This window comes from Solimonas sp. SE-A11 (assembly GCF_030345715.1).
GTDB lineage: Bacteria > Pseudomonadota > Gammaproteobacteria > Nevskiales > Nevskiaceae > Solimonas_A.
In genome coordinates, this window is sequence record NZ_JAUASX010000001.1 from 137,895 (window position 1) to 159,520 (window position 21,626).

At 68.6% G+C, this 21,626-nt stretch carries 18 protein-coding genes; 11 read left to right on the forward strand and 7 right to left on the reverse strand.

Annotation, left to right across the window (positions count from 1 at the left end; all coding sequences use genetic code 11):
- Positions 1-182: 182 nt before the first annotated feature.
- The 4 genes from QT386_RS00760 to QT386_RS00775 all read right to left on the reverse strand — a co-directional run bounded on the left by QT386_RS00760 (position 183) and on the right by QT386_RS00775 (position 6,323).
- The gene (locus QT386_RS00760) at positions 183-1,655 is read right to left on the reverse strand and encodes a peptide MFS transporter (RefSeq protein WP_289271817.1); all 1,473 of its coding nucleotides are present in this window, start codon (positions 1,653-1,655) and stop codon (positions 183-185) included.
- Positions 1,656-1,676: 21 nt separating this feature from the next.
- Positions 1,677-3,395: a potassium/proton antiporter gene (locus QT386_RS00765; protein ID WP_289271818.1), complete on the reverse strand. Its 1,719-nt coding sequence runs from the start codon at positions 3,393-3,395 to the stop codon at positions 1,677-1,679.
- A 71-nt stretch (positions 3,396-3,466) separates the two neighbouring features.
- A complete protein-coding gene (locus QT386_RS00770; RefSeq protein WP_289271819.1) occupies positions 3,467-4,720 on the reverse strand; it encodes an MFS transporter in 1,254 nt (417 codons plus the stop codon).
- A gap of 13 nt (positions 4,721-4,733) precedes the next feature.
- Positions 4,734-6,323: a peptide chain release factor 3 gene (locus tag QT386_RS00775; protein WP_289271820.1), complete on the reverse strand. Its 1,590-nt coding sequence runs from the start codon at positions 6,321-6,323 to the stop codon at positions 4,734-4,736.
- A 136-nt stretch (positions 6,324-6,459) separates the two neighbouring features.
- Between QT386_RS00775 and QT386_RS00780 the strand changes: the two genes are divergently transcribed.
- Positions 6,460-6,861, forward strand: coding sequence for a hypothetical protein (locus tag QT386_RS00780; protein ID WP_289271821.1), 402 nt, complete (start codon positions 6,460-6,462; stop codon positions 6,859-6,861).
- A gap of 2 nt (positions 6,862-6,863) precedes the next feature.
- Positions 6,864-7,241 (forward strand): hypothetical protein, encoded by a 378-nt coding sequence (locus tag QT386_RS00785; protein WP_289271822.1) that lies wholly within the window; start codon positions 6,864-6,866, stop codon positions 7,239-7,241.
- 10 nt (positions 7,242-7,251) lie between these two features.
- Here the strand turns inward: QT386_RS00785 and QT386_RS00790 are convergent, their stop codons facing one another.
- The 3 genes from QT386_RS00790 to QT386_RS00800 form a co-directional block, all read right to left on the reverse strand.
- The gene (locus QT386_RS00790) at positions 7,252-8,331 is read right to left on the reverse strand and encodes a hypothetical protein (protein WP_289271823.1); all 1,080 of its coding nucleotides are present in this window, start codon (positions 8,329-8,331) and stop codon (positions 7,252-7,254) included.
- Positions 8,332-8,485: 154 nt separating this feature from the next.
- Positions 8,486-9,652 (reverse strand): OmpA family protein, encoded by a 1,167-nt coding sequence (locus QT386_RS00795; RefSeq protein ID WP_289271824.1) that lies wholly within the window; start codon positions 9,650-9,652, stop codon positions 8,486-8,488.
- An 80-nt stretch (positions 9,653-9,732) separates the two neighbouring features.
- On the reverse strand, positions 9,733-10,644 hold the full coding sequence (locus QT386_RS00800) for an OmpA family protein (protein WP_289271825.1): 912 nt from the start codon (positions 10,642-10,644) through the stop codon (positions 9,733-9,735).
- 167 nt (positions 10,645-10,811) lie between these two features.
- Here QT386_RS00800 and QT386_RS00805 point away from each other — a divergent pair, with 167 nt between their 5' ends.
- From QT386_RS00805 to QT386_RS00845, 9 genes are all read left to right on the forward strand, one after another.
- A complete protein-coding gene (locus QT386_RS00805; protein WP_289271826.1) occupies positions 10,812-11,465 on the forward strand; it encodes a TetR/AcrR family transcriptional regulator in 654 nt (217 codons plus the stop codon).
- Between the two features lie 42 nt (positions 11,466-11,507).
- Positions 11,508-13,985, forward strand: coding sequence for an acyl-CoA dehydrogenase (locus tag QT386_RS00810; protein ID WP_289271827.1), 2,478 nt, complete (start codon positions 11,508-11,510; stop codon positions 13,983-13,985).
- Positions 13,986-14,234: 249 nt separating this feature from the next.
- Positions 14,235-15,785 (forward strand): helicase HerA-like domain-containing protein, encoded by a 1,551-nt coding sequence (locus QT386_RS00815; protein ID WP_289271828.1) that lies wholly within the window; start codon positions 14,235-14,237, stop codon positions 15,783-15,785.
- A 65-nt stretch (positions 15,786-15,850) separates the two neighbouring features.
- On the forward strand, positions 15,851-16,501 hold the full coding sequence (gene rsmG / locus QT386_RS00820) for a 16S rRNA (guanine(527)-N(7))-methyltransferase RsmG (RefSeq protein ID WP_289271829.1): 651 nt from the start codon (positions 15,851-15,853) through the stop codon (positions 16,499-16,501).
- Complete coding sequence (locus tag QT386_RS00825) at positions 16,498-17,286, forward strand: ParA family protein (protein ID WP_289271830.1); 789 nt, start codon at positions 16,498-16,500, stop codon at positions 17,284-17,286. The genes rsmG and QT386_RS00825 overlap by 4 nt, the downstream gene beginning before the upstream one ends.
- Entirely contained in the window at positions 17,283-18,137 is an 855-nt protein-coding gene (locus tag QT386_RS00830) for a ParB/RepB/Spo0J family partition protein (RefSeq protein ID WP_289271831.1), read from the forward strand. Before QT386_RS00825 ends, QT386_RS00830 begins: the two co-directional genes overlap by 4 nt.
- A 130-nt stretch (positions 18,138-18,267) precedes the next feature.
- Positions 18,268-19,056: an SDR family oxidoreductase gene (locus QT386_RS00835; RefSeq protein WP_289271832.1), complete on the forward strand. Its 789-nt coding sequence runs from the start codon at positions 18,268-18,270 to the stop codon at positions 19,054-19,056.
- A 19-nt stretch (positions 19,057-19,075) separates the two neighbouring features.
- Positions 19,076-20,731, forward strand: a complete 1,656-nt coding sequence (locus QT386_RS00840; RefSeq protein WP_289271833.1) for a tetratricopeptide repeat protein — start codon at positions 19,076-19,078, stop codon at positions 20,729-20,731.
- A 178-nt stretch (positions 20,732-20,909) separates the two neighbouring features.
- Positions 20,910-21,605: a phosphatase PAP2 family protein gene (locus tag QT386_RS00845; protein ID WP_289271834.1), complete on the forward strand. Its 696-nt coding sequence runs from the start codon at positions 20,910-20,912 to the stop codon at positions 21,603-21,605.
- The last annotated feature ends 21 nt before the right edge of the window (positions 21,606-21,626 follow it).

The following is a 21,626-nucleotide window of genomic DNA, read 5'->3' on the forward strand; positions in this document are numbered from 1 at the left end:
TGAGCGCTGGCCAGCGGGCCGTCCATCCCAGGCATCGCGGTGCCTCGATTCGCCCTGTGGCTACTCGGCGTGAACGGGTGGGTTGAAGCTTTGCCAGGCAAAGCTGGCGGTGGGAGACGAGATGCAAACGACCAGGCTGCGAGAGATCGCGGCCCGGTCGTTTGTGGGTTGAGGGCGGGGAATTATTCCTTGCCGTCGCCCATCAGCTTCTTCACCCAGGGCGTCGCCAGCAGCAGCAGCACCGCCGCGCCGCCAGCGAACAGCGTCACCTGCATGAAGCGCGCGGGCATCTGCGTTACGGCGTCCGCTCCGGAGAGCTCTCCCGCCAGCAGGCCGGCGATCACGTAGCCCAGCGAGGCCGCCATGAACCACACGCCCATCATCTGGCCCAGGTAGCGCTTGGGCGCCAGCTGCGTAACCGCCGACAGGCCGACCGGCGACAGGCAGAGTTCGCCAACGGTATGGAACAGGTAGGTCAGCATCAGCCAGGTGGGCAGCACCTTCTGGCCCTGCACGACGTAGAGCGAGGCGAAGTACAGCACCAGGAAGCCGAGGGCCAGTTGCGCCAGCGCCAGCACGAACTTGGCCGGCACCGAGGGATTGAGATTGCGCCGCCCCAGGTTGATCCACAGGGCGGCCAGGAAGGGTGTGAGCAGGATGATGATCAGGGGATTGATCGACTGCAGCCAGGACGCCGGGAATTCCCAGCCGAAGAACATGCGGTCCGTGTGCACCTTGGCGAACAGGTTCAGCGACGAGCCGACCTGCTCGAAGCCCGACCAGAACACCGCGGCGGCCACGAACAGGATGGCGATGGCACCGACGCGGCGACGTTCGTTGGCATCGAGGCCGCCGAAGACCAGGATGCCGACGATGAAGGCCACCGCGATGGCGGTGATGGCGCCGGCGGTGTACTTGGACAGCTGCACGGCATCGATTGCCAGCTGGCCCGCCAGGCCGAAGGCGACGACCACGGCGACCAGCGCGACGCCGGCCAGGGCCAGGCCCTTGTCACGCTGGTGGTGGGTGGGGTCGGCCACGCCGGGAGTGGCGCCCGCGCCCTCCAGTAGCGGAAGGCGCAGACGGTACTGGATCAGGCCCAGGGTCATGAAGATGCCGGCGGCGCCGAAGCCCCAGTGCCAGCTGACTTTCTCGCCGAGGTAGCCGCAGACGATCTGGCCCATCAGCGCGCCCAGGTTGATGCCCATGTAGAACAGCAGGAAGCCGGCATCGCGCCGCGCCGGGTCGTTGCCGTACAAGGCGCCGACCATGGCGCTGATGTTGGGCTTGAGCAGGCCGGTGCCCAGGGCGATGAGTACCAGGCCCAGGAAGAAGGTCTGGGTGCCCGGCACGGCCATGGTGAAGTGGCCGGCGGCGATGACGATGCCGCCGTACCACACGGCCCGCTGTGCGCCCAGGATGCGGTCGGCGATCCAGCCACCGGGCAGGGCAGCGAGATAGCACGCGGCGGTGTACAGGCCGTAGATCGCCGTGGCCTGCCGCTCGGGGAGGCCCATGCCGCCGGCATCGACAGCGGCGACCATGGCGAACACCAGGATTGCGCGCATGCCGTAGTAGCTGAAGCGCTCCCACATCTCGGTGAAGAACAGGACAGGCAGTCCGCGAGGGTGTTCCTTGAACAGCGAGCCGATCATCGTGGCGGGTTCCCCTGTGGTTTATTCGTGAGGCAGGCGCAGGCCCACGTCGGTGATGATGTCGCGGTCCATCTTGCGCACGACCAGATCGATCTCGCCCAGGCGCAGGCGGTCGCCGACCACGGCGTTGGGCAGGTACTTGGCGAAGACGCCGCGCACGTCGAGATCGGCACCGCCGGCCGGCGGCGGTACGCCGTAGGCATCGGCGATATCGGCCATCTTCGCGGTGGGATCAAGATGGAACTCGCCGAAGTAGCGCTGCTCGGCCTCGCGCACCGGACGGCGCGTGCTCTGGAAGACCTCGTCGAGCTGCGACAAGTCGCGTTCCGCGGCCACCAGGGAGACATAGTCGCCGGCCCGCAGCGTGCCCCATTCGCGATAGTTCTGCAGGCGCCCGGCGCGAGACAGCGCGATCACGCGCGAGACGTCCTGCAGCGGCAGTTCCTTATGGCGCAGGCCGATCAGGCTGCTGTCATGGCCGATGCGGTAGCTGACGATCTCGTAGCCGCGCTGGCCGGGCAGGTCGAACTCGATGCGATGTACCAGGGTGGAGCTGGCCGGCATCTGCAGGCCCAGCAGGCGGGCCGCGGGCGCTACCGTCCAGCCCTGCACCAGCAGCGACACCAGCACGATGAAGAAGGCGATGTTGAAGAACAGCGCGGCGTTTTCCAGGTTGGCCAGCCAGGGGAAGGTGGCCAGCACGATCGGCACCGACCCGCGCAGGCCGACCCAGCTGATGAAGACCTGCTCACGCGCGGGGAAGCGGAAGGGCAGCAGCGACAGCCACACCGACAGCGGGCGCGCCACCAGGATCAGCACCAGGGCGATCAGCAGGGCGGGGCCCGCCACTGGCCAGAGCTTGGACGGCGAGGCCAGCAGGCCCAGGATCACGAACATGCCGATCTGGGCCATCCAGGCGATGCCGTCGTGGAAGCGGCGGATGCTGGCGACGGCGCGCACGCGGCGGTTGGCCATGGTGACGCCCGCCAGGTACACGGCCAGGAAGCCGCTGCCGCCGAGCACGGCGGTGACGCCGAACACCAGCAGGCCGCCGAACAGGGCCAGTAGGGGATACAGGGAGTCCGACAGTTCCAGGCGGTTGATGGCTTTCACCAGCAGCCGTCCGCCGCCGATGCCGAAGGCGGCGCCCAGGCCGCCCTGCAGCACCAGCATCCACAGGGTATCCAGGGCGCCGAAGGCCTCGGGGTCCTGCAGGTAGGCGATCAGCACCAGGGTCATCAGGATCGCCATCGGGTCGTTGCTGCCCGACTCGATCTCCAGCACCGAGGTGACGCGCTTGTTCAGGTGGACCGCGTTGTTGTGCAGCAGGGAGAACACGGCGGCGGCGTCGGTGGAGCCGACGATGGCGCCGATCAGCAGGCCCTCGGCCCAGCCCAGGTCCAGCAGCCAGGCCGCGAAGCTGCCCACGACGCCGGCGGTGATCAGCACGCCGAGGCTGGCCAGGCTGACGGCGGGCTTCAGGCCGACGCGGAAGTCCTCCATGCGCGTGCGCATGCCGCCGTCGAACAGGATCACGGCCAGGGCCGCGGTGCCAGCCAGGTTGGCCAGGGGATAGTCGCTGAAGTGGATGTTGCCGGGCCCGTCCTCGCCGGCCAGCAGGCCGATGATCAGGAACACGAGCAGCAGCGGCACGCCCAGGCGGGGCGTGATGACGGTGGCGAGGATGCTGGCGAGGAACAGCACCGCCGCCAACAGGATCATGTGGTTGGCGAATTCCATGGGCTACCAAGAGTAACCGCAGAATCGGGTCAGCAAGAACCCTGCCGTGACATCGGTCAAAAAATAACCGCTCAGCGCAGCTGGACCTTGAACAGTTCCTTGGACCGCCGCCAGACATAGGCCACGGTCAGCAGGGTCACGCCGCTGCCGAACAGCACCGAGGGCACCACCCCCATCAGGCGGGCGGCCAGGCCGGACTCGAAGGCGCCGAGCTCGTTGGAGGAGGCCACGAAGATGCTGTTGACCGACAGCACCCGGCCGCGCAGGTGCTCGGGCGGTATGGTCTGCAGGATGGTGCCGCGGATCACCACGCTGACGCTGTCGGCAGCCCCGACGAAGAACAGCGCGGCCAGCGACAGCCAGAGGCTGTCGGACAGGGCGAACACCAGGGTGCCCAGGCCGAAGCCGAGCACCGACAGCAGCATGTTGCGCCAGGCGTGGTTGGTGGGCGGGTACCAGGCCAACACCAGCACCGTCAGCATCGCGCCCACCGCCGGCGCGGCGCGCAACAGGCCCAGGCCCTCGGGGCCGACCTTCAGGATGTCCTCGGCGAAGATCGGCAGGATCGCCACCACGCCGCCGAACAGCACCGAGAACATGTCCAGCGAGATGGCGTAGAGGATGATCTTGCTCTTCCAGACGTATTGCAGGCCCTGGTGCAGCGATTGCCAGAGGGTCTCGCCTTCCTCGGGCACGGCCGCCACCGGCCTGGGCCGGATCAGGAACAGCAGCAGGAAGGCGGCGACGAACAGGGCGATGGACACCAGCAGCGCGCCGGTCAGGCCCAGGCCGGCGTAGAGGAAGCCGGCGGCCACCGGGCCGACGATGGCGCCGGCCTGCCAGAACGTGCTGGACCAGGTGGCACCGTTGGCGTAGTGCTCGCGCGGCAGCAGGAAGCCCCGGAGCGCGGAACTGGCCGGGGAATAGAAGCCGCGGGCGAAACCCACCACCATGAACATGGCGTAGATCACCAGCAGCATGCCCCACTGCGGTAGGTGGGCCCTGGCGCCTTCATGGCTGACCACGGTCAGCACCACCGAGCCGGCGATGATCACCAGCAGGGCGTACTGCATGATGCGGCGCTTCTCGTAGCGGTCGGCGAAGTAGCCGCCGAACAGCGCCAGGGCGATGAAGGGGATGGCCTCGGCCAGGCCGATGAAGCCCAGCGTCAGCGGATCGCGTGTCAGCTTGTAGAGCTCGTAGCCCAGCGCGACCTGCTGCACCAGGATCGCCATGGTGGCGAGCAGGCCGCCGACGATCAGGTAGCGGTACTCCGGGAAGCGGAGCGCCGCATAGGGGTCGTGCCTGCCGACGGCGGTGGACACCGGGTGGCTGTCCTCAGCTGTTGTTGCCGTGCTCTCTGGTCTCAGAGAACTGCACGTCCGGGAAGCGTTCCTTCGCCATGTTCAGGTTGACGTTGCTGGACGCCAGGTACACCAGGTCGCCGTAGTGGTCCTTGGCGATGCGGTTGTCGTTCTTCTCGACGAATTCCTTGAGCTTCTTCGGGTCGGCGCAGTCGATCCAGCGCGCGTTGTGCACCTGCACCGGCTCGAACACCGAATCCACGCCGTACTCGTCCTTGAGGCGGTACTGCACCACGTCGAACTGCAGCACGCCCACCGCGCCCAGCACGATGTCGTTGTTGGCGATGGGGCGGTAGACCTGGGTCGCGCCCTCTTCGCAGAGCTGGTCCAGGCCCTTGTTGAGCTGCTTGGCCTTCATCGGGTCCTTCAGCACCACGCGGCGGAACAGCTCCGGCGCGAAGTTGGGGATGCCGGTGAAGCGCAGCTCCTCGCCCTCGGAGAAGGAATCGCCGATGGCGATCGTGCCGTAGTTATGCAGGCCGATGATGTCGCCCGGGTAGGCTTCCTCGACCACGTCGCGGTCGGCGGCCATGAAGGTCAGCGCGTGCGACACGCGCACCGGACCGCCGAGGCGCACCGAGTGCAGCGTCATGCCGCGCTTGTAGGCGCCGGAGCAGACGCGCAGGAAGGCCACGCGGTCGCGGTGCTTCGGGTCCATGTTCGCCTGGATCTTGAACACGAAGCCGGTGAACTTTTCCTCGGCCGGCTCGACCTGGCGCACCGTGGACGAGCGGCCCTGCGGCGGCGGCGCCCACTCGGTGAAGCCGTTGAGCAGTTCGCGGATGCCGAAGTTGTTGATCGCGGCGCCGAAGAACACCGGCGTCAGCCTGGCGGCGCGGTACTGGTCCAGGTCGAACTCGGTGCCGGCCATCTGCAGCAGGTCGATCTCGTCGCGCAGCGTCTGGTAGATGGAGCCGAAGCGCTCCATCAGCACGGGGTTCAGCAGCCCGTCCACGGTCTCGATCTCGGAGACGCGGTGCTTGTCGCCGGAGTAGAGGTAGAAGCGGTCTTCCAGCAGGTGGTAGACGCCCTTGAAGTCGCGGCCCATGCCCAGCGGCCAGGTGATCGGCGTGCAGTTCAGGCCCAGCACCTTCTCGACCTCGTCCAGCAGCTCCAGCGGCGGGCGGCCTTCGCGGTCCAGCTTGTTGATGAAGGTGATGATCGGCGTGTCGCGCAGGCGGCAGACCTCCATCAGCTTGATGGTGCGGGTTTCCACGCCCTTGGCGGCGTCGATCACCATCAGCGCCGAGTCCACCGCCGTCAGCGTGCGGTAGGTGTCCTCGGAGAAGTCTTCATGGCCCGGGGTGTCGAGCAGGTTGACGATCTTGTCGTTGTACGGGAACTGCATCACCGAGGTGGTGATGGAGATACCGCGCTGCTGTTCCAGCGCCATCCAGTCCGAGGTGGCATGGCGGCTGGCCTTGCGGCCCTTGACCGTGCCGGCCAGCTGGATCGCGCCTCCGAACAGCAGGAGCTTTTCCGTCAGCGTGGTCTTGCCCGCGTCCGGATGCGAAATGATGGCGAAGGTGCGGCGGCGCTGCGCCTGTTCGAGGATGCGGGACATAAGGGGCGTGATTCTAAGGAAAGGGCACGGCCATTGCATGCCGGGCGCCAGCCCCGAACGCCGGCATGGACGCCAGGGTCATCTTTTTCCGCTAGTCTCGGGCTACCGGGACGGCACCCATCAGGACAGGAGACCCATGGAGTACGCGATCGGAGTGGTGCTGGCCCTGGCAGTGTCCCTGCTGGCCCGCTGGATGGGGTTCGACCGGGACCGCTCCTTCTACCCGACGATCCTGATCGTGATCGCGTCCTATTACGCGCTGTTCGCGGTGATGGGCGGTTCACTGCAGGTGCTGGCGCAGGAGGCCGCGGTATTCGTGGGCTTCACGCTGCTGGCCATCGGCGGCTACAAGCTCAGCCCCTGGATCATCGTGGCCGCCCTGGCGGGACATGGCCTGTTCGATGGCCTGCACCCCTTCGACAACCCCGGCATGCCGGCCTGGTGGCCGGGCTTCTGCCTGGGCTACGACCTGGCCGCCGCCGCCTTCCTGGCCTGGAGCATCGGCCAGGCGCGCGGCCGCCGGCTGCGCATGGAGTAGCCATGAAGACGTTTGTTTCCCTGTTTTTCGCCCTGCTGCTGTCCTGGTCGGCCGCCGCGCCGGCGGTGGCGGCCGGCGCCGCGACACGCAGCCCGCAGGAGGTCCAGGATGTGTTCGATCGCAACCGCGCACCCCTGCAGCGCATCTTCATGAAGTACCAGCAGCGCATGCCGCTGGAACAGGTGCTGCGGCTGGAACTGCGCTTCACCGTAGCCCCTGACGGGCGGGTCAGCGAGCCGGCGGTGGTGTCCTCCACCTATGGCGACCGGGAACTGGAGGGGATGGTGCAGGCCTGGCTGAGTGGCCTGCGCTTCGAGGCGCGGGACGTCCCCGCGGTGGTCATCGACCGCTACCCGCTGATGTACCACCCGGCGCGCTGAATCCGGCGTCTCACCACAGCAGCGAAAATTTCCACTGCAGCAGGTCGTCGCTGACGGTTTCCTCGCTGCCGATGCTGCGCGTTCGGCTGTAGTACAGACCGGTCTGGGGACTGCGTCCGGGCAGCAGTCCACCGGCCCAGCGCGACAGGTCCAGGCCCAGGTTCAGCTGGTCGCTGCGCTCGGCCGACTCCGGCAGGAACCAGGCTGGATTCATGCCGCTGGAGACGCCGGCCGACACACCGACGCCGCCCAGCTTGCGCTGCAGGCTGGCCTCGGAGGTCCAGCCCTGGGATACGGCGGGATTCTGCGCGTCGGGTACGCGCTGCCAGGCCAGCCGGGCCTGTGTGGACCAGGCGCCCAACTCCTGCTGCTGCGCCACGCCCAGTTCATAGCCCGCGGCCGGATCGGCCATTGCCGCGCCGGGGGCGGGTGTCGGATCGATGGCCTGCAACCTCAACTGGGAGCGGCTCTTCTCTTCGCCCCATTCGACCGCCGCGGACCAGGTGCGCGCGTCCATGTCGGTGACCGTGGCATCCGCCGCCACCACGCGGCAGCTGCGCCCGCGCAGGCGCAGGGCCAGCGTGTCGGCCGGCAGCGGCATGCGCATCGAGCCCTCCAGCGCGCAGTCCAGCGGCGCGGCCGGGGCGGTGGTGTTGGCCCATTTGAGGTCGAAGGCCGCCAGCGAGGGCGCCCAGCCGAGATTGACCGACTGGCGCACCTGCTGAGCCTCGCCGGCCAGCTGCCATTCCGAGCGGGTCTCCTGTGAAACGCCCAGACGCAGGGGCGCGCCGGCCACTTCGCTGAGGCGCAGGTCGGCGTTCTGTCCCATGGTTTGCAGCGCCAGCTGCTGCGAGGGCGCATCGAAATTGGCGGTGCCGGACTGGAACAGCTGGCCCGGCTGCACGCGGTAGCCGGCGCGGTAGAGCAGCAGTCCGTCGGTGCTGCCCAGGGTGAAGTCGCTGTTGAGCCCTCGCAAGGGTGTTTGCTGGGGTGCGGTCATCTGGCCGTCGAGCTTCAACTGCACGGCGGGTGTCTCGCGTTGCGGCGTGGACGCACAGGCGCCGAGCAGCAACGCGCCCAGCGTCAGCATGATGTTCCCGCTACTCCGCTTCACTTCGTTTGTTCCATCGGCTGGATGCAGTTTGCCGCCAGCGGGTTTGAACGGCCACGGCGGCGGCGAGTTCCCGCAGTGCACAAAAAAGCCGGCGGCCTTGCGGCCGCCGGCTGGTGCTACCACTGAAGGCTTACTGCTTGATCACCTTGAACTCGACACGGCGGTTCTCGGCGCGGCCCTCGTCGCTCTTGTTGCTGGCCACCGGCACCGATTCACCCAGCCCCTTGGCGGTCAGGCGACCGGCCTGCACGCCCTGGCTGACCAGGTAGTCGCGGACCGAGTTGGCGCGGGACTTGGACAGCTTCAGGTTGTAGGCGTCCGAGCCGATGCTGTCGGTGTGGCCCTCGATCTCGACTTCCATCGTCGGCTGGCCGCGCAGGCCCGCCGCAATGCCGTCGAGGATCGCGCGGCCGTCCGGCGTCAGCGTGGCCTTGTTGAACTCGAAGTTGATGTTGCGCAGCACCAGGCGCTGGGCCTTCACGGCGCAGCCACGCTCGTCCACCTTCATGCCGCGCGGCGTATCCGGGCAGAGGTCGTTGGCGTTGAGCACGCCGTCACCGTCCGCATCGGGCGGCGGCGGCGGCGGCAGGCCGCAACCGTAGGCATCCACGGCGATCCCGCGCGGGGTGCCCGGGCAGCGGTCGATGTTGTCGAGCACGCCATCACCGTCGCTGTCGGCCACGACCGGCGCCGGAGCCGGCGGCGGGGGAGGCGGCGGAGGCGGAGCGTTCTCGCTCAGGTTGAACTGCACACCGGCATTGACACGGGTGTCCCAGACATTGTCGCGGCCGGCAGCCATGCCGGGGATCTCGTCGCTGAAGATCGCGTAGCGGCGGCCTTCGACGCGCAACGCGGCGTCACGGGAGCCGCCGAGCTTGAACAGCAGGCCACCACCGGCATTGGCATAGCCGACGATGCGGTCGCGGCGGCGCTCGCTGGCCGGCGGATCGCCCAGCGCGTCCTCGTAGGTCGCACCACCGCCGAGCAGCAGGTAGGGGTTGACGCGGCTGTTGGGGGCCATGCCGAGCTTGAAATCCAGGCCGGCGCCGAAGTTGCTGTCGGAGCGGCCGGTCACGTCATTGTTGACCTTGTGGCCGAAGACGTTCAGTTCCGTGGCGAAGTGATCGTTGAGCGGAAAGCCGAACAGCACATGGGCGCCGATGCCGTCGTCGTCGGCCTGGCGGCTGCTGTCGGGGTCCACCCAACTGCCCATGATGCCCATGTAGGGCTTGGCTTCGGCGTGAGCCGTGCCCAGCACGCCTCCCAGGAGCATCAATGCAAGAGCTTGGTTTCTCATCTGATTTCCCTATCACAGTGGCTGAATTGCACGGTGCGATGCTCGTGCCGAAGCCCTGAACATGTGCTGAACACTGCCCTTTACTGGGCCTGGAACCCCACTTCTGCACCGCCGCCGGCCTCGCCGCTGGCCTTGAGGCGCGTGGCGGCAATGCCGAGGTCCACCAGGAAGATACGCACCGCCTGGGCCCGCGCCAGCGCCAGCCCCTTGGGCTCGCCGGCAGCGGTACGGCCGATCAGCTGCAGCTGCAGGTCCGGCTGCGAGCGCAGTGCGGCCAGCACGCCGTCGAGTTGCTTGCGAGTGGCGCCGGTGAGCTTGGCCGAGCCGGTGTCGAAGCTCGCGGCCGCGAGGCTCGGGCTGGGCGGCGGAGTCGCGGAAGGCGTGGCCGCCGGCAGGATCGACACGCCGGGTGGCAGGGCGACGGCGGGGGCGGTCCAGGGGATCGGCGTGGCCGGCTGCGGCCCGGGCACGTGGACCACCGGCTCCGGCTCGGGTGCCGGTGTGGTGGCAGCTGCAGCCGGCTCGGCCGGAGCCGGGTGGCTGGCGACAGGGGCGGCCGCAGGCGCCGCCACTTCGACCGGGGGAGCCGGGGTCGGGGCGGGGGCAACCGTGGCTTCCGGCTGGGCGATGACGGGCTCGGCTTTGGCGGCCGCTGCTTCCGCGGCGACCGGCTCTACGACCGGCTCCACCGCCGGTGCGGGGGCCACGGCCGCAGCAACCGGCACTGCCGCCTCGGGCGGCGGCGCGGGCATGGCGGCCGCGGTGGCGGCTTCGGCCGCCGCTTCCGGGAACTCGTCGGCGGGCAGGGGCGGGAGCTTGGCGGCGCAGCCCTTGCGATCCACCAGCGTGCCCGCTGCGGTTCCGGGGCATTCGTCGACGGCGTCGGCCGTGCCGTCGCCATCGGCATCCGCGGGCTGGGCCCAGGCCGTGCCCTGCATCAGGGCGGCCAGCGCAAACAGGGCCGCAGAGGCGGAGTGCGAACGGTGTTTCATGATGTTCCCCGAATGGAATTTCGGCCGTTTTTGCCGTGAATGGGCTTATAACACGGCCACTTGCAGGGGATGAAGCGTAGCGTCCGTGCGCTTGGGCCGCTTGCGCCATACGCACGCGTATCCTTAAACTGGCCCTTTCAATACGCCACCGTATGTAGACTCGCATCATGAAGCCCACGGCCACCGCCGACAGTCGAACCAGCCTCAGTGCCGATGATTGGGCCGAGGCGGCGCTGGACGCGATCGCGGTCGGCGGGATGGATGCCGTGGCGGTGGAGCCGCTGGCCCGCGGCCTGGGTGTGACCAAGGGCAGCTTCTACTGGCATTTCCAGAACCGCGACGCGCTGCTGCGCGCGGCCCTGCAGCTGTGGGAGCGGCAGCAGGTCGATACCCTGCTGTCCCGCATTGATCCGGCGGCCAGCCCCTACGAGCGCATTGTCAGCCTGTTCAAGGCGGCCAACATGAGCGTGCGCGACGGCCGCCTGTACCTGGCCATCGCCGCCGCCGCTGACAACCCGACCGTGCAGGCCTTCGTGCAGCGCCTGTCGGAACGCTGGATCAGCTACCTGGACGAAAGCTACCGCGCGCTGGGCTATGCCGGCCCGCGGGCGCGCCAGTGGGCGCTGTTCGCGTTCGCCACCTTCATGGGCAACCTGCAGGTGCGGCGCGACACGCCGCAGATGATGCCCGAGGGGCAGGATTTCAGTGATTACGTGAAGTTGATGATCAAGACGCTCATTCCCCGGGAGGCGAGGGGACAGGGCGCGGAAGAAGAAGACGACCACCCGCACGTGGTGCCGATGCGCCGCCCGGGTTCCTGATTTCCGCAAGGGGCCTTGAGCGGCCCTCCAAGGAGGTACCCCATGTCGATTCTCTCCGTTGTACTGGCCGCGCTGCTGGTGGCCTGGGTCCTGGCCTATGTCGGCGCTCCGCTGCTGGTATGGACGCTCGGTGCCGGGTTACTGCTGCTGGCGCTCAAGCTCGCCGGCGCGCTTGGTGCCACGGCCTTCGCGATATCGGCGGCCGTGTTCCTGGCGGTGGCGGTCCTGCTCAATGTCCGCCCCCTGCGCCGCGCGGTGCTCACCGGCCCGATCTTCGGCGTGTTCAAGAAGGTGCTGCCGGAGATGTCGTCCACCGAGCGCGAGGCCCTGGAGGCCGGCGATACCTGGTGGGAGGCCGATCTGTTCCGCGGGCGTCCGGACTGGAGCAAGCTGCTGGAGTTCCGCTACACCGCGCTGACTCCCCAGGAACAATCCTTCCTCGACAACGAGTGCGAGGAGCTGTGCAAGCTCTGCGACGACTGGAAGATCGAGTTCGAGGACCGGGACCTGCCGCCGCAGGTCTGGGCCTACATCCGCGAGAAGAAGTTCTTCTCGATGCTGATCAAGAAGGAATATGGCGGCCTGGGCTTCTCGGCCAACGCGCAGTCGGCGGTGGTGACCAAGCTGGCGACCAAGTCGATCACCATGGCGGTGACGGTGATGGTGCCCAACTCCCTGGGCCCCGGCGAACTGCTGATGCACTACGGCACCGACGAGCAGAAGCAGCAATGGCTGCCGGGCCTGGTGTCCGGCAAGGAGATCCCCTGCTTCGGCCTCACCGGCCCCGAGGTCGGCTCCGATGCCACCGCGATGCCGGATCTCGGCACGGTCTGCTACGGCCAGCACGAGGGCAAGAAGGTGCTGGGCATCCGCCTGGATTTCTCCAAGCGCTACATCACGCTGGCGCCCATCGCTACGGTGGTGGGCCTGGCCTTCAGGCTGCGCGATCCGGACGGCCTGCTGGGCGACAAGGCCAAGGCCGACTACGGCATCACCTGCGCGCTGATCCCAGCGAAGCACGAGGGCATCGAGATCGGCCGGCGCCACTACCCGGGCGCGGCCTTCCACAACGGTACCATCCACGGCCGCGGCGTGTTCATCCCGGTGGACTGGATCATCGGTGGCCCCGCCATGGCGGGCAAGGGCTGGCGCATGCTGGTGGAATGCCTGTCTGCCGGCCGCGGCATCTCGCTGCCGGCACTGGGCACGGCGGCGGGGCAGAGCGCCTACCGCATGACCGGCGTGTACGGCCGCTTCCGCCGCCAGTTCAAGGTGGCGGTCGGCAAGTTCGAGGGCGTGCAGGAGGCTACCGGGCGCATCGCTGGCTACGCCTACACGCTGGAAGCCATGCGCGTGCTCACGGCCTCGGCGGTGGATCACTGTGCGCCGTCGGTGGTCACCGCCATCGCCAAGTACCACATGACCGAGCTGATGCGGAAGATCGTCTCCGACGGCATGGACGTGATGGCCGGCAAGGCGATCCAGCAGGGGCCGCGCAACTTCATGGCCACTGCGTACAAGGCGGCGCCCGTGGCGATCACCGTGGAAGGCGCCAACATCCTGACCCGCAACCTGATGATCTTCGGCCAGGGCGCCATCCGCTGCCACGAGTACGTGTTCCCGGAGATGGAAGCGGCGCGCGACGACGACCTGTCCAAGTTCGACCAGCTGCTGTTCGGCCACATCGGCTTCTCCATCAACCGGGCGGTGCGTGCCTTCACGCTGGGCCTCACCGGTTCGCGCCTGGCGTCCTCGCCGGTGGCGGGCGAGATGGCGCCGTACTTCCGCCAGATGGAGCGCTTCTCGGCCAGTCTGGCCTTCTGCTCCGACCTCACCATGGGCGTGCTGGGCGGCAAGCTCAAGTTCATGGAGCGCCTGTCGGCGCGCCTGGGCGACGTGCTGAGCCAGCTCTACATCGCCTCCGCAGTGGCCAAGTTCTATCTCGAGGGCAGCAAGTCCGAGGCGGAGCTGGCGCATGCACGCTGGGCGCTGGACCATGCGATGTACGAGATCGCCAAGGCCTTCGAGGGTTTCATCGACAACTTCCCGGTGGCCTGGGCGCGCGGCGTGATGCGCTTGGTGGTGTTCCCGCTGGGCAATCGCGTGAAGCCGGTCGGCGACCGCCTCAACGCCCAGGTGGCCGACATGATCCTGGAGCCCAGCGACGTGCGCGAGCGCCTGTCCTGGCTGGTGTTCAAGAACGGCGGTGTGCATGACCCGGTTGGCCGCATGGAGCATGCCTGGGAGGTGGCGCTGCGCAGCGAGGCCGCGTACCTGAAGTACTACAAGCACGCCAACCGCGGCGAGCTGGCAGGCGACACCGTGGCGGATCGACTCAAGGACGCCGTCACGCGCAACCTGATGACGCGCGAGGAGGCCGACCAGGCCGCCGAGTACGACCGCGTGCGCTTCGACGTGATCCTGACCGATGACTTCAGCAAGGAATACATCGCCGGCAATTACGCGGCGGAGCGGGCGGACGTGATCGAGCGGTCGGCGGCACGGGCGAAGCTGGCTTAGGGAGAGCGTTGTGATCGGCAAAGGCCGGGCGACGTTCGCCCGGCTTCCTCATTGCCGTCTTTATCAGGACCCGGTCATACCAAGTGACCCGCCATGGCGGGCCGTATCGAGGGACGCGCGCCCCCTCGATACACCGCTTCGCAGCACTCGGTGTGAACGGGTCGGGAGTAATTCCTACAGTCCGCGCCTTCCCTTTGAAGGGCTCGATTGGCGAAGATGGGCCACATCTCCATTGCGACCCTTCCAGCCATGACCGACCCGATCCTGATCGGCAAGGGCGACGACACGCCCCAGTTCCTGCTGCCGGCCTACGCCAACCGCCATGGCCTGATCGCCGGCGCCACCGGCACCGGCAAGACCATCACCCTGCAGGGCTTGGCGGAGGGCTTCGCCGACATCGGCGTGCCGGTGTTTGCGGCCGACATCAAGGGCGATCTCTCCGGCATCGCCGCCGCGGGCGAGGCCAAGCCCAAGCTGGTCGAGCGCGCCGCGCAGATCGGCCTGGCCGGCTATGCGCCGCAGAACTATCCCACCGTGTTCTGGGACGTTTTCGGTGTTTCCGGACACCCGGTGCGCGCCACCATCTCCGACATGGGGCCGACGCTGCTGTCGCGCCTGCTGGACCTGTCCGACGTGCAGGAGGCAGTGCTGTCGCTGACCTTCAAGTACTGCGACGAGCAGGGCCTGCTGCTGCTGGACTTCAAGGACCTGCGCGCCGCGCTGGTGCACGTGGCGGATAACGCCAAGGCCCTGGGCGCCGAGTACGGCCTGGTCAGCAAGGCCTCGGTCGGGGCCATCCAGCGCGCACTGATCCAGCTCGAGCAGGACGGCGCGGAAGCCTTCTTCGGCGAGCCGGCGATGGACCTGAACGATCTGATGCGCACCGACCTCAGCGGCAAGGGCATCGTCAACGTGCTGGCCGCCGACCAGCTGTTCCAGAAGCCGCGGCTCTACGCCACCTTCCTGCTGTGGTTGTTGGCAGAGCTGTTCGAGCGCCTGCCCGAGGCCGGCGATCTCGACAAGCCCAAGCTGGTGTTCTTCTTCGACGAGGCGCACCTGCTGTTCAAGGACGCACCCAAGGCGCTGGTGGAGAAGGTGGAGCAGGTGGTGCGCCTGATCCGCTCCAAGGGTGTCGGCGTCTACTTCATCACGCAGAACCCGCTGGACCTGCCGGAGAGCGTGCTGGGCCAGCTCGGCAACCGCGTGCAGCATGCGCTGCGCGCCTTCACGCCGCGCGACCAGAAGGCGGTGAAGGCCGCCGCCACCACCTTCCGCAGCAATCCCAAGCTGGATGTCGCCACCGCCATCATGGAGCTGGGGGTGGGCGAGGCCCTGGTCTCGACGCTGCAGGACAAGGGCGTGCCCGGCATCGTCGAGCGCACCCTGATCCGCCCGCCGCGCTCGCGCATGGGCGCGCTGACCCCGGAGGAGCGCAAGACCGTGATGTCGCGCAGCCCGGTGGCCGGCAAGTACGACACTGTGGTGGATCGCGAGTCGGCCTACGAGAAACTGTCGCAGCGCGCCGCCGAGGCCACCCCGCCGCCGGCCGCATCCCGGCCGGCGCCCGCCCCGGCACCCGCGCCGAAGGCCGGAGGCGATGGCTGGTGGGACGAGGCCTCATCCCAGCCGGTGCCGGGCGGCCGCCGGGCCGAGCCGGCCCCGCGCAAGCCCGCGGCCCGCCGCAGCGACACCGTGACCGAGGCCGCCATCAAGAGCGTTACCCGCAGCATCGCCAATACGGTGGGGCGCGAGGTGGGGCGGACACTGCTGCGCGGCATCCTGGGGTCGCTGAAGCGCTGAGCGGCCAAGGCCCCCCGGGGGCGGCGGCGCTATACTGCGCGCCCTTTGGAGCCTGCCGTCCCGCCATGAGCCCGTCCCCCTCCCCCTACCGCCGTGCCCGCAATCCGCGCGCGCAGCTGGAAGCCGGACTGGATGAGCTGGGCCTGGATGCCGGCCTGGCCGAGCCGCTGATGGCCTACCTGGACGAGCTCCAGAAGTGGAACGCCGCCTACAACCTGACGGCGATCCGCGACCCGGGCGAAATGGTCACCAAGCATCTGCTGGACTCCCTGGCCCTGCTGCCCCATGTTGGGGGGCGCATGCTCGATGTCGGTGCGGGCGCCGGCCTGCCGGGCATTCCGCTGGCCATCGCCAATCCGGCGCTGGACGTCACGGTGCTGGACAGCAACGGCAAGAAGGTGCGTTTCATGCGCCACGCCGTCCGGACCCTGGGCCTGCCCAACGTGGCCGTCGCCGAGGCCCGGGTCGAGGCCTTCCGACCTGAGTCGCCATTCGGCATGATCACCAGCCGGGCCTTCGCCTCGCTGGCCGATTTCTTTACCGGTACCGAGGCCCTGCTGGCCCCGGGTGGCCAATGGGTGGCCATGAAAGGCAAACTAGACCCCGAAGAGCTGGCCAGCGTGCCGGCTCGATTCGTCATTGGGGGGACGCATCGCCTGCGGGTGCCGGGGCTGGATGAAGATCGCCATGCGGTCATCGCAGGAATGAAGTCATGAGTTACGTCATCGCCGTAGCCAACCAGAAGGGCGGGGTGGGCAAGACCACCACGTCCATCAACCTTGCCGCGTCGCTCGCGGCCACCAAGCGCCGCGTGCTGCTGGTGGACCTCGACGCCCAGGGCAATGCCACCATGGGCATCGGCGTGGACAAGAGCGCGGTCAGCAAGACCGCGCGCGACCTGCTGCTGGAACAGGCCCAGCCGGCCGAGGTCATCCAGTACCTGCCGGAGATCGGCCTGTCGCTGATGCCCGCCAACGGCGACATGACCGAAGCCGAGATCAAGCTGCGCGACGTCGCCGCCGGCGACTTCGCGCTCAAGAGCGTGTTGGCCGAGGTGGCCGACCAGTTCGACTACGTGCTGCTGGACTGCCCTCCGGCCCTGTCCAAGCTGACCGTCAACGCCCTGGTGGCGGCCGACGGCGTGCTGATCCCGATGCAGTGCGAGTACTACGCGCTGGAAGGGCTCACCGCGCTGATGGACACGGTCAACAAGATCAAGCGCGTGATCAACCCGAAGCTGGAGATCGAGGGGCTGCTGCGCACGATGTTCGATCCGCGCAACAACCTCGCCAACGACGTCAGCAACCAGTTGACGCAGCATTTCGGTGAGAAGGTCTACCGCACCATCATCCCGCGCAACGTGCGCCTGGCCGAGGCGCCCAGCCATGGTCTGCCGGTGATGCTCTACGATGCACAGTCCTCCGGCGCCAAGGCCTACCTGGCGCTGGCGGGCGAGGTCCTGCGCCGCCATGACGGCGGGCAGATGAGGCTCAGCGCATGAATGCACAGAAGAAGCGCGGCCTCGGCCGCGGGTTGGATGCCCTGCTCTCCAGCGCCACCGCGGTGAGCCCCACGGCCGAGCCCGGCGAGGAACTGCGCGAACTACCGCTGGAGCGGCTCGGCCCCGGCAAGCACCAGCCGCGCCGCCAGTTCGACGAGGAGGCGCTGCAGTCCCTGGCGGCCTCGATCCGCGCCCAGGGCGTGGTGCAGCCGATCGTGGTGCGCCCGGCGGGTGCCGACCGCTACGAGATCATCGCCGGCGAGCGCCGCTGGCGCGCCGCCAAGCTGGCGGGGCTGAAGCAGATTCCCGCAGTGGTGCGCTCGCTCGACGAGCGCGGCGCGATGGCGGTGGCGCTGGTCGAGAACATCCAGCGCTCCGACCTGAACGCGCTGGAAGAAGCCGAGGCGCTGCACAAGCTGATCGAGGAATGCGGCCTGACGCACGAGGCCTGCGCCGAGGCGGTGGGCAAGTCGCGCGCGGCGGTCAGCAACCTGCTGCGCCTGATGGAACTCAATGCCGACGTGCAGGACCTGGTGCGCGAGCGCCGCCTGTCCTTCGGCCACGCCAAGGTGCTGCTGGGCGTGCAGGGTGCGCGCCAGTCCTCGCTGGCGACGATGGTCGCGGAGCAGCACCTGTCGGTGCGCCAGACCGAGGCGCTGGTCCAGGCCAACCCGCAGCAGAAGGCCGCGCCCAAGGCGGCGCCCGCGGCGATCGGCGAGATCGAGAAGGAAGTCGCTGGCCGCATCGGCCTGGCGGTGAAGCTGCAACAGAACGACAAGGGACGCGGCAAGCTCACGGTCGCGTTCAAGAGCAACAGCGAATTGCAAAAATTGTTGGGTCTCCTCCGCTGAGGAAGGCGGAAGGGACGCAGTCCGCAAATGAACGCGAATAAACGCAAATCAGTCGCCATTCCTTAATTCGCGTTCATTTGCGTTCGTTCGCGGACTGGAATGCTTTGTTCCGGCTGTCCGGGAGAGACAAATGTCCACGACGTATCGCACCGCGCTGATCACCGGCGCTTCCAGCGGCATCGGCGCCATCTTTGCCGAACAGCTCGCGGCCCAGGGCTCCGACCTGATCCTGGTGGCGCGCCGCCAGGATGAGCTGGAGAAGCTGGCGCAGCGCCTGCGCGAGTCCCGAGGCCGCCGCGTCGAGGTGATCTCCATGGACCTGGCCAAGCCCGATCCGGGCGAGCTGCTCGCCGACGAGGTGAAGCGCCGTGGCCTGGAGGTGGACCTGCTGGTCAACAACGCCGGCTTCGGCTCCTCCGCTCATTTCCACGAGGACGGCTACGAGCGCGACCAGCGCATGGTGGCGGTCAACATCGGCGCGCTCACCGAACTGATCCATGCCTTCCTGCCGGCGATGGTCCAGGCCGGCCACGGCGCGGTGATCAACATTGCCTCCGCCGCCGCGTTCCAGCCGATGCCCTACATGAGCGTCTACGGTGCCACCAAGGCCTACGTGCTGTCGCTGACGCAGGGCCTGTGGGCGGAGTATCGCGAGCGCGGCGTGCGCTTCCTCGCGGTCTGTCCGGGACCGGTGGATACGCCATTCTTCGAGGCGGCCGGCGGCGACAAGCTGAAGCAGGAGATTCCCCGCTCGGTGATGATGACGGCCGAGGCCGTGGTGGCTGGCAGCCTGCGCGCGCTGCAGCGCGACGCCTGCGTCTACGTGCCGGGGTTCGCCGTCAAGCTGGGGGCGGTGATGCCGCGCCTGTTGCCGCGGCGCATGCTGGCCGCCACCATGGGACGCGTGATGAACCGCTGAGACGGGTGAAGGGCGGGGCATGAGCGAAGTGGCCGAACCGCGGACCGAGATTCTCAAGCGCCTGTTGCGTGCGGGCGAGTATGCGTCCGCGCTGCCGATCCTGGACCAGAAGCTCGCCGAACGTCCCGACCAGGCGCCGCTGCACTGGCATCGCTCCCATTGCTTGTCGGCCCTGGGGCGGCAGGAGGAAGCTCTGGCGGCGGTGCTGCGCGTGATCGAGCTCAATCCGGATTTCGCCAAGGCCTGGCTGCGCCGCGCCGAGTTGACCTTTGCCTTGCGCGGCGACTATCCGGAACGCGAGGGTGACCTGCAGCTGGCCGTGGCACTGGACGGTACGCTGGCGCCGGCGCATCGCGCACTGGCGCTGATCCGCTACCAGCGCGGCCGGCTTGCGGATGCCGAGGAGTCGCTCGACCAGGCGCTGGCGCTCGACTCGGCCGACGGCGAAGGCCATGCCCTGCGCGCGCTGTGGGCCGGCAATGCCGCCCGTCGCCCGTTGCCGGGCGAGGACACCGTGCCGGGAGCCAATGGTGCGTTGCTGTCGCGTGCCCGGCTCGAGTCCGCAGTGTCCGACCTGCGCCGGGCCTTGCCGCTGGTGGCGGATGCGTCGCGCTATCGCATGCAGCTGGCGCGACGCCTGCAGGACCTTGGGCGGCATGCGGAGGCGGTGACGGAGTACGAACTGCTGCTGGCGGCGCTGCCGGGCGGCCACGTCCTGCGCAACGTCGCCGAAGAGATGCGCCGGCAAGCCTGGGAGCAGGGCGCCGCCGAGCGCGCCGCTGCCGCGGCGGCCCAGGCTTCCGCCCTGGCGAGTCGCCTGGAAGCGGCCGCGACACCGGAGCCGGAGGCCGGCCGCCGCAGCGTGGAAGATGATCTCGCCGCCTCCCTGCTGCGCAATGCCGCGGAGCAGATGCGCCAGGGCAAGGATTTGTCGGCGGTGCTGGAGCCGCTCGGCGATGGCGAGCCCGACACCCTGCTGGCCATCGGCATCGCCGACAAGCTGTTCCAGCTCGGGCACCAGCCGGCCAGCGAACTCCAGCCGGTACCGGCCGAGATCTTCCCCGCCTTCATGCGGCGCCATGCCGCCGCTGCACGGCAGCAGCTTGCGGCGCTGGGTTTCAGCTATCTCGGCGACTTCGACCCGCGCCACCTGGCGCCGATGCTCAGCGAGAGCACGCTGCTGCGCTGCTATCTCTCCAGCGAGGGCGGCGTGGCGCTGAGCTTTGCCCTGCGGCCGGCCTGGCCGGGGTGGATCGGCTGGCTGCGCCTGCGGCTCGCCCGCCAGGCGCGCAGCGCGGGGGTGATCGAGTTCGGCCCCGAGTTCGACGACGGCCATTTCCTCGTGACCAACAACGGCGGCGATGCCAACGCCTTCGGGCCCGGGCCCCAGGTCGGCTTGCTGTCGCTGGTGCCGGCCACGTCGGCGGAGCGGCTGTTCGAGAACCATGTACGCCGCTGCGGCGACTACCTGCGCCAGCACCCGCAGGCTGGGAGACGCCCGGTGGCCGACCTGGCCGGGCTGGTGGCGATGCAGGACCGCTACGCCCAGGCCAGGAACGCCTACCGTCAGTCCATCGGCTACGCCACCGACCAAGAGCTGCATCGCCTATTGGGTCCGCGCCGGGACCTGGCCGAGCGGGTGCGCGGGCAGCTGGCGCGCCTGGCCGCCGCCTGAGACGCCGCCGAGCGGTAGCGCAACGCCGATGAGCCACGGCCGCCGTTGACGCGACGGTGACACGCCCCCCCGCAGCATCCACCTTGCGCGAATCCCGCGCAGTGGAGTGGCCGCAGGTGCCCCGATGCAGTGGAATCCCCTAGTCCGGAGCCTTGTCAGCGCCTGCATCGCAGCATCGTTGCTGGTATCGGTCCCGGCGCGCGCTGGCGATACCACGCAGACCCTTCACAACGTCGAGATGAGCGGCGACCTGCTGCAGTTCGGCGTGCCGGTGGTGGGGTTGGCGCTGACCTGGCTGCTGAACCGCGATCGCGATGCCCCGTCCTTCGACTTCAGCTCGCTGGGTGCGGCGCCTGCCGAGGAAGGCACCGGCGGCCTGAACTGGCCCGGGCCCTCCCTGGATGGCTCGCCGCGCCGTGATTTCCTGGTGTCGTTCACGCGCATGGAGTTGGTCACCTACGGCCTGAAGTACGCCGTCGATGCCAAGCGCCCCAACGGCGGACCGCGGTCCTTTCCCTCGGGACACACCGCCTCGGCCTTCATGGGTGCCGAGTTCATCCGCAAGGAATACGGCTGGGGCTGGGGTGTGCCGGCTTACCTCACCGCCAGCTGGGTGGGCTACAGCCGTGTGGAAACCGACAACCACTACTGGCGCGATGTCATCGCCGGCGCGCTGATCGGCGTCGCCGCGAACCACGACTTCAGCGCCATCAAGCTGCGCCACGGCGAGATCAGCGTCAGCCCGACCGTGGTGGCGCCGGATTCGGTGTCGCGGCCCTCGGGCATGTCTTCCTGGGACGACGACAAGGAATCCGGCCTGTTCGACGGGCACTCCGACCTGAGTCCGGGCCTGCAAATCCGCTGGACCTTCTGACAGGCTCGCCGCCAGGGCGAC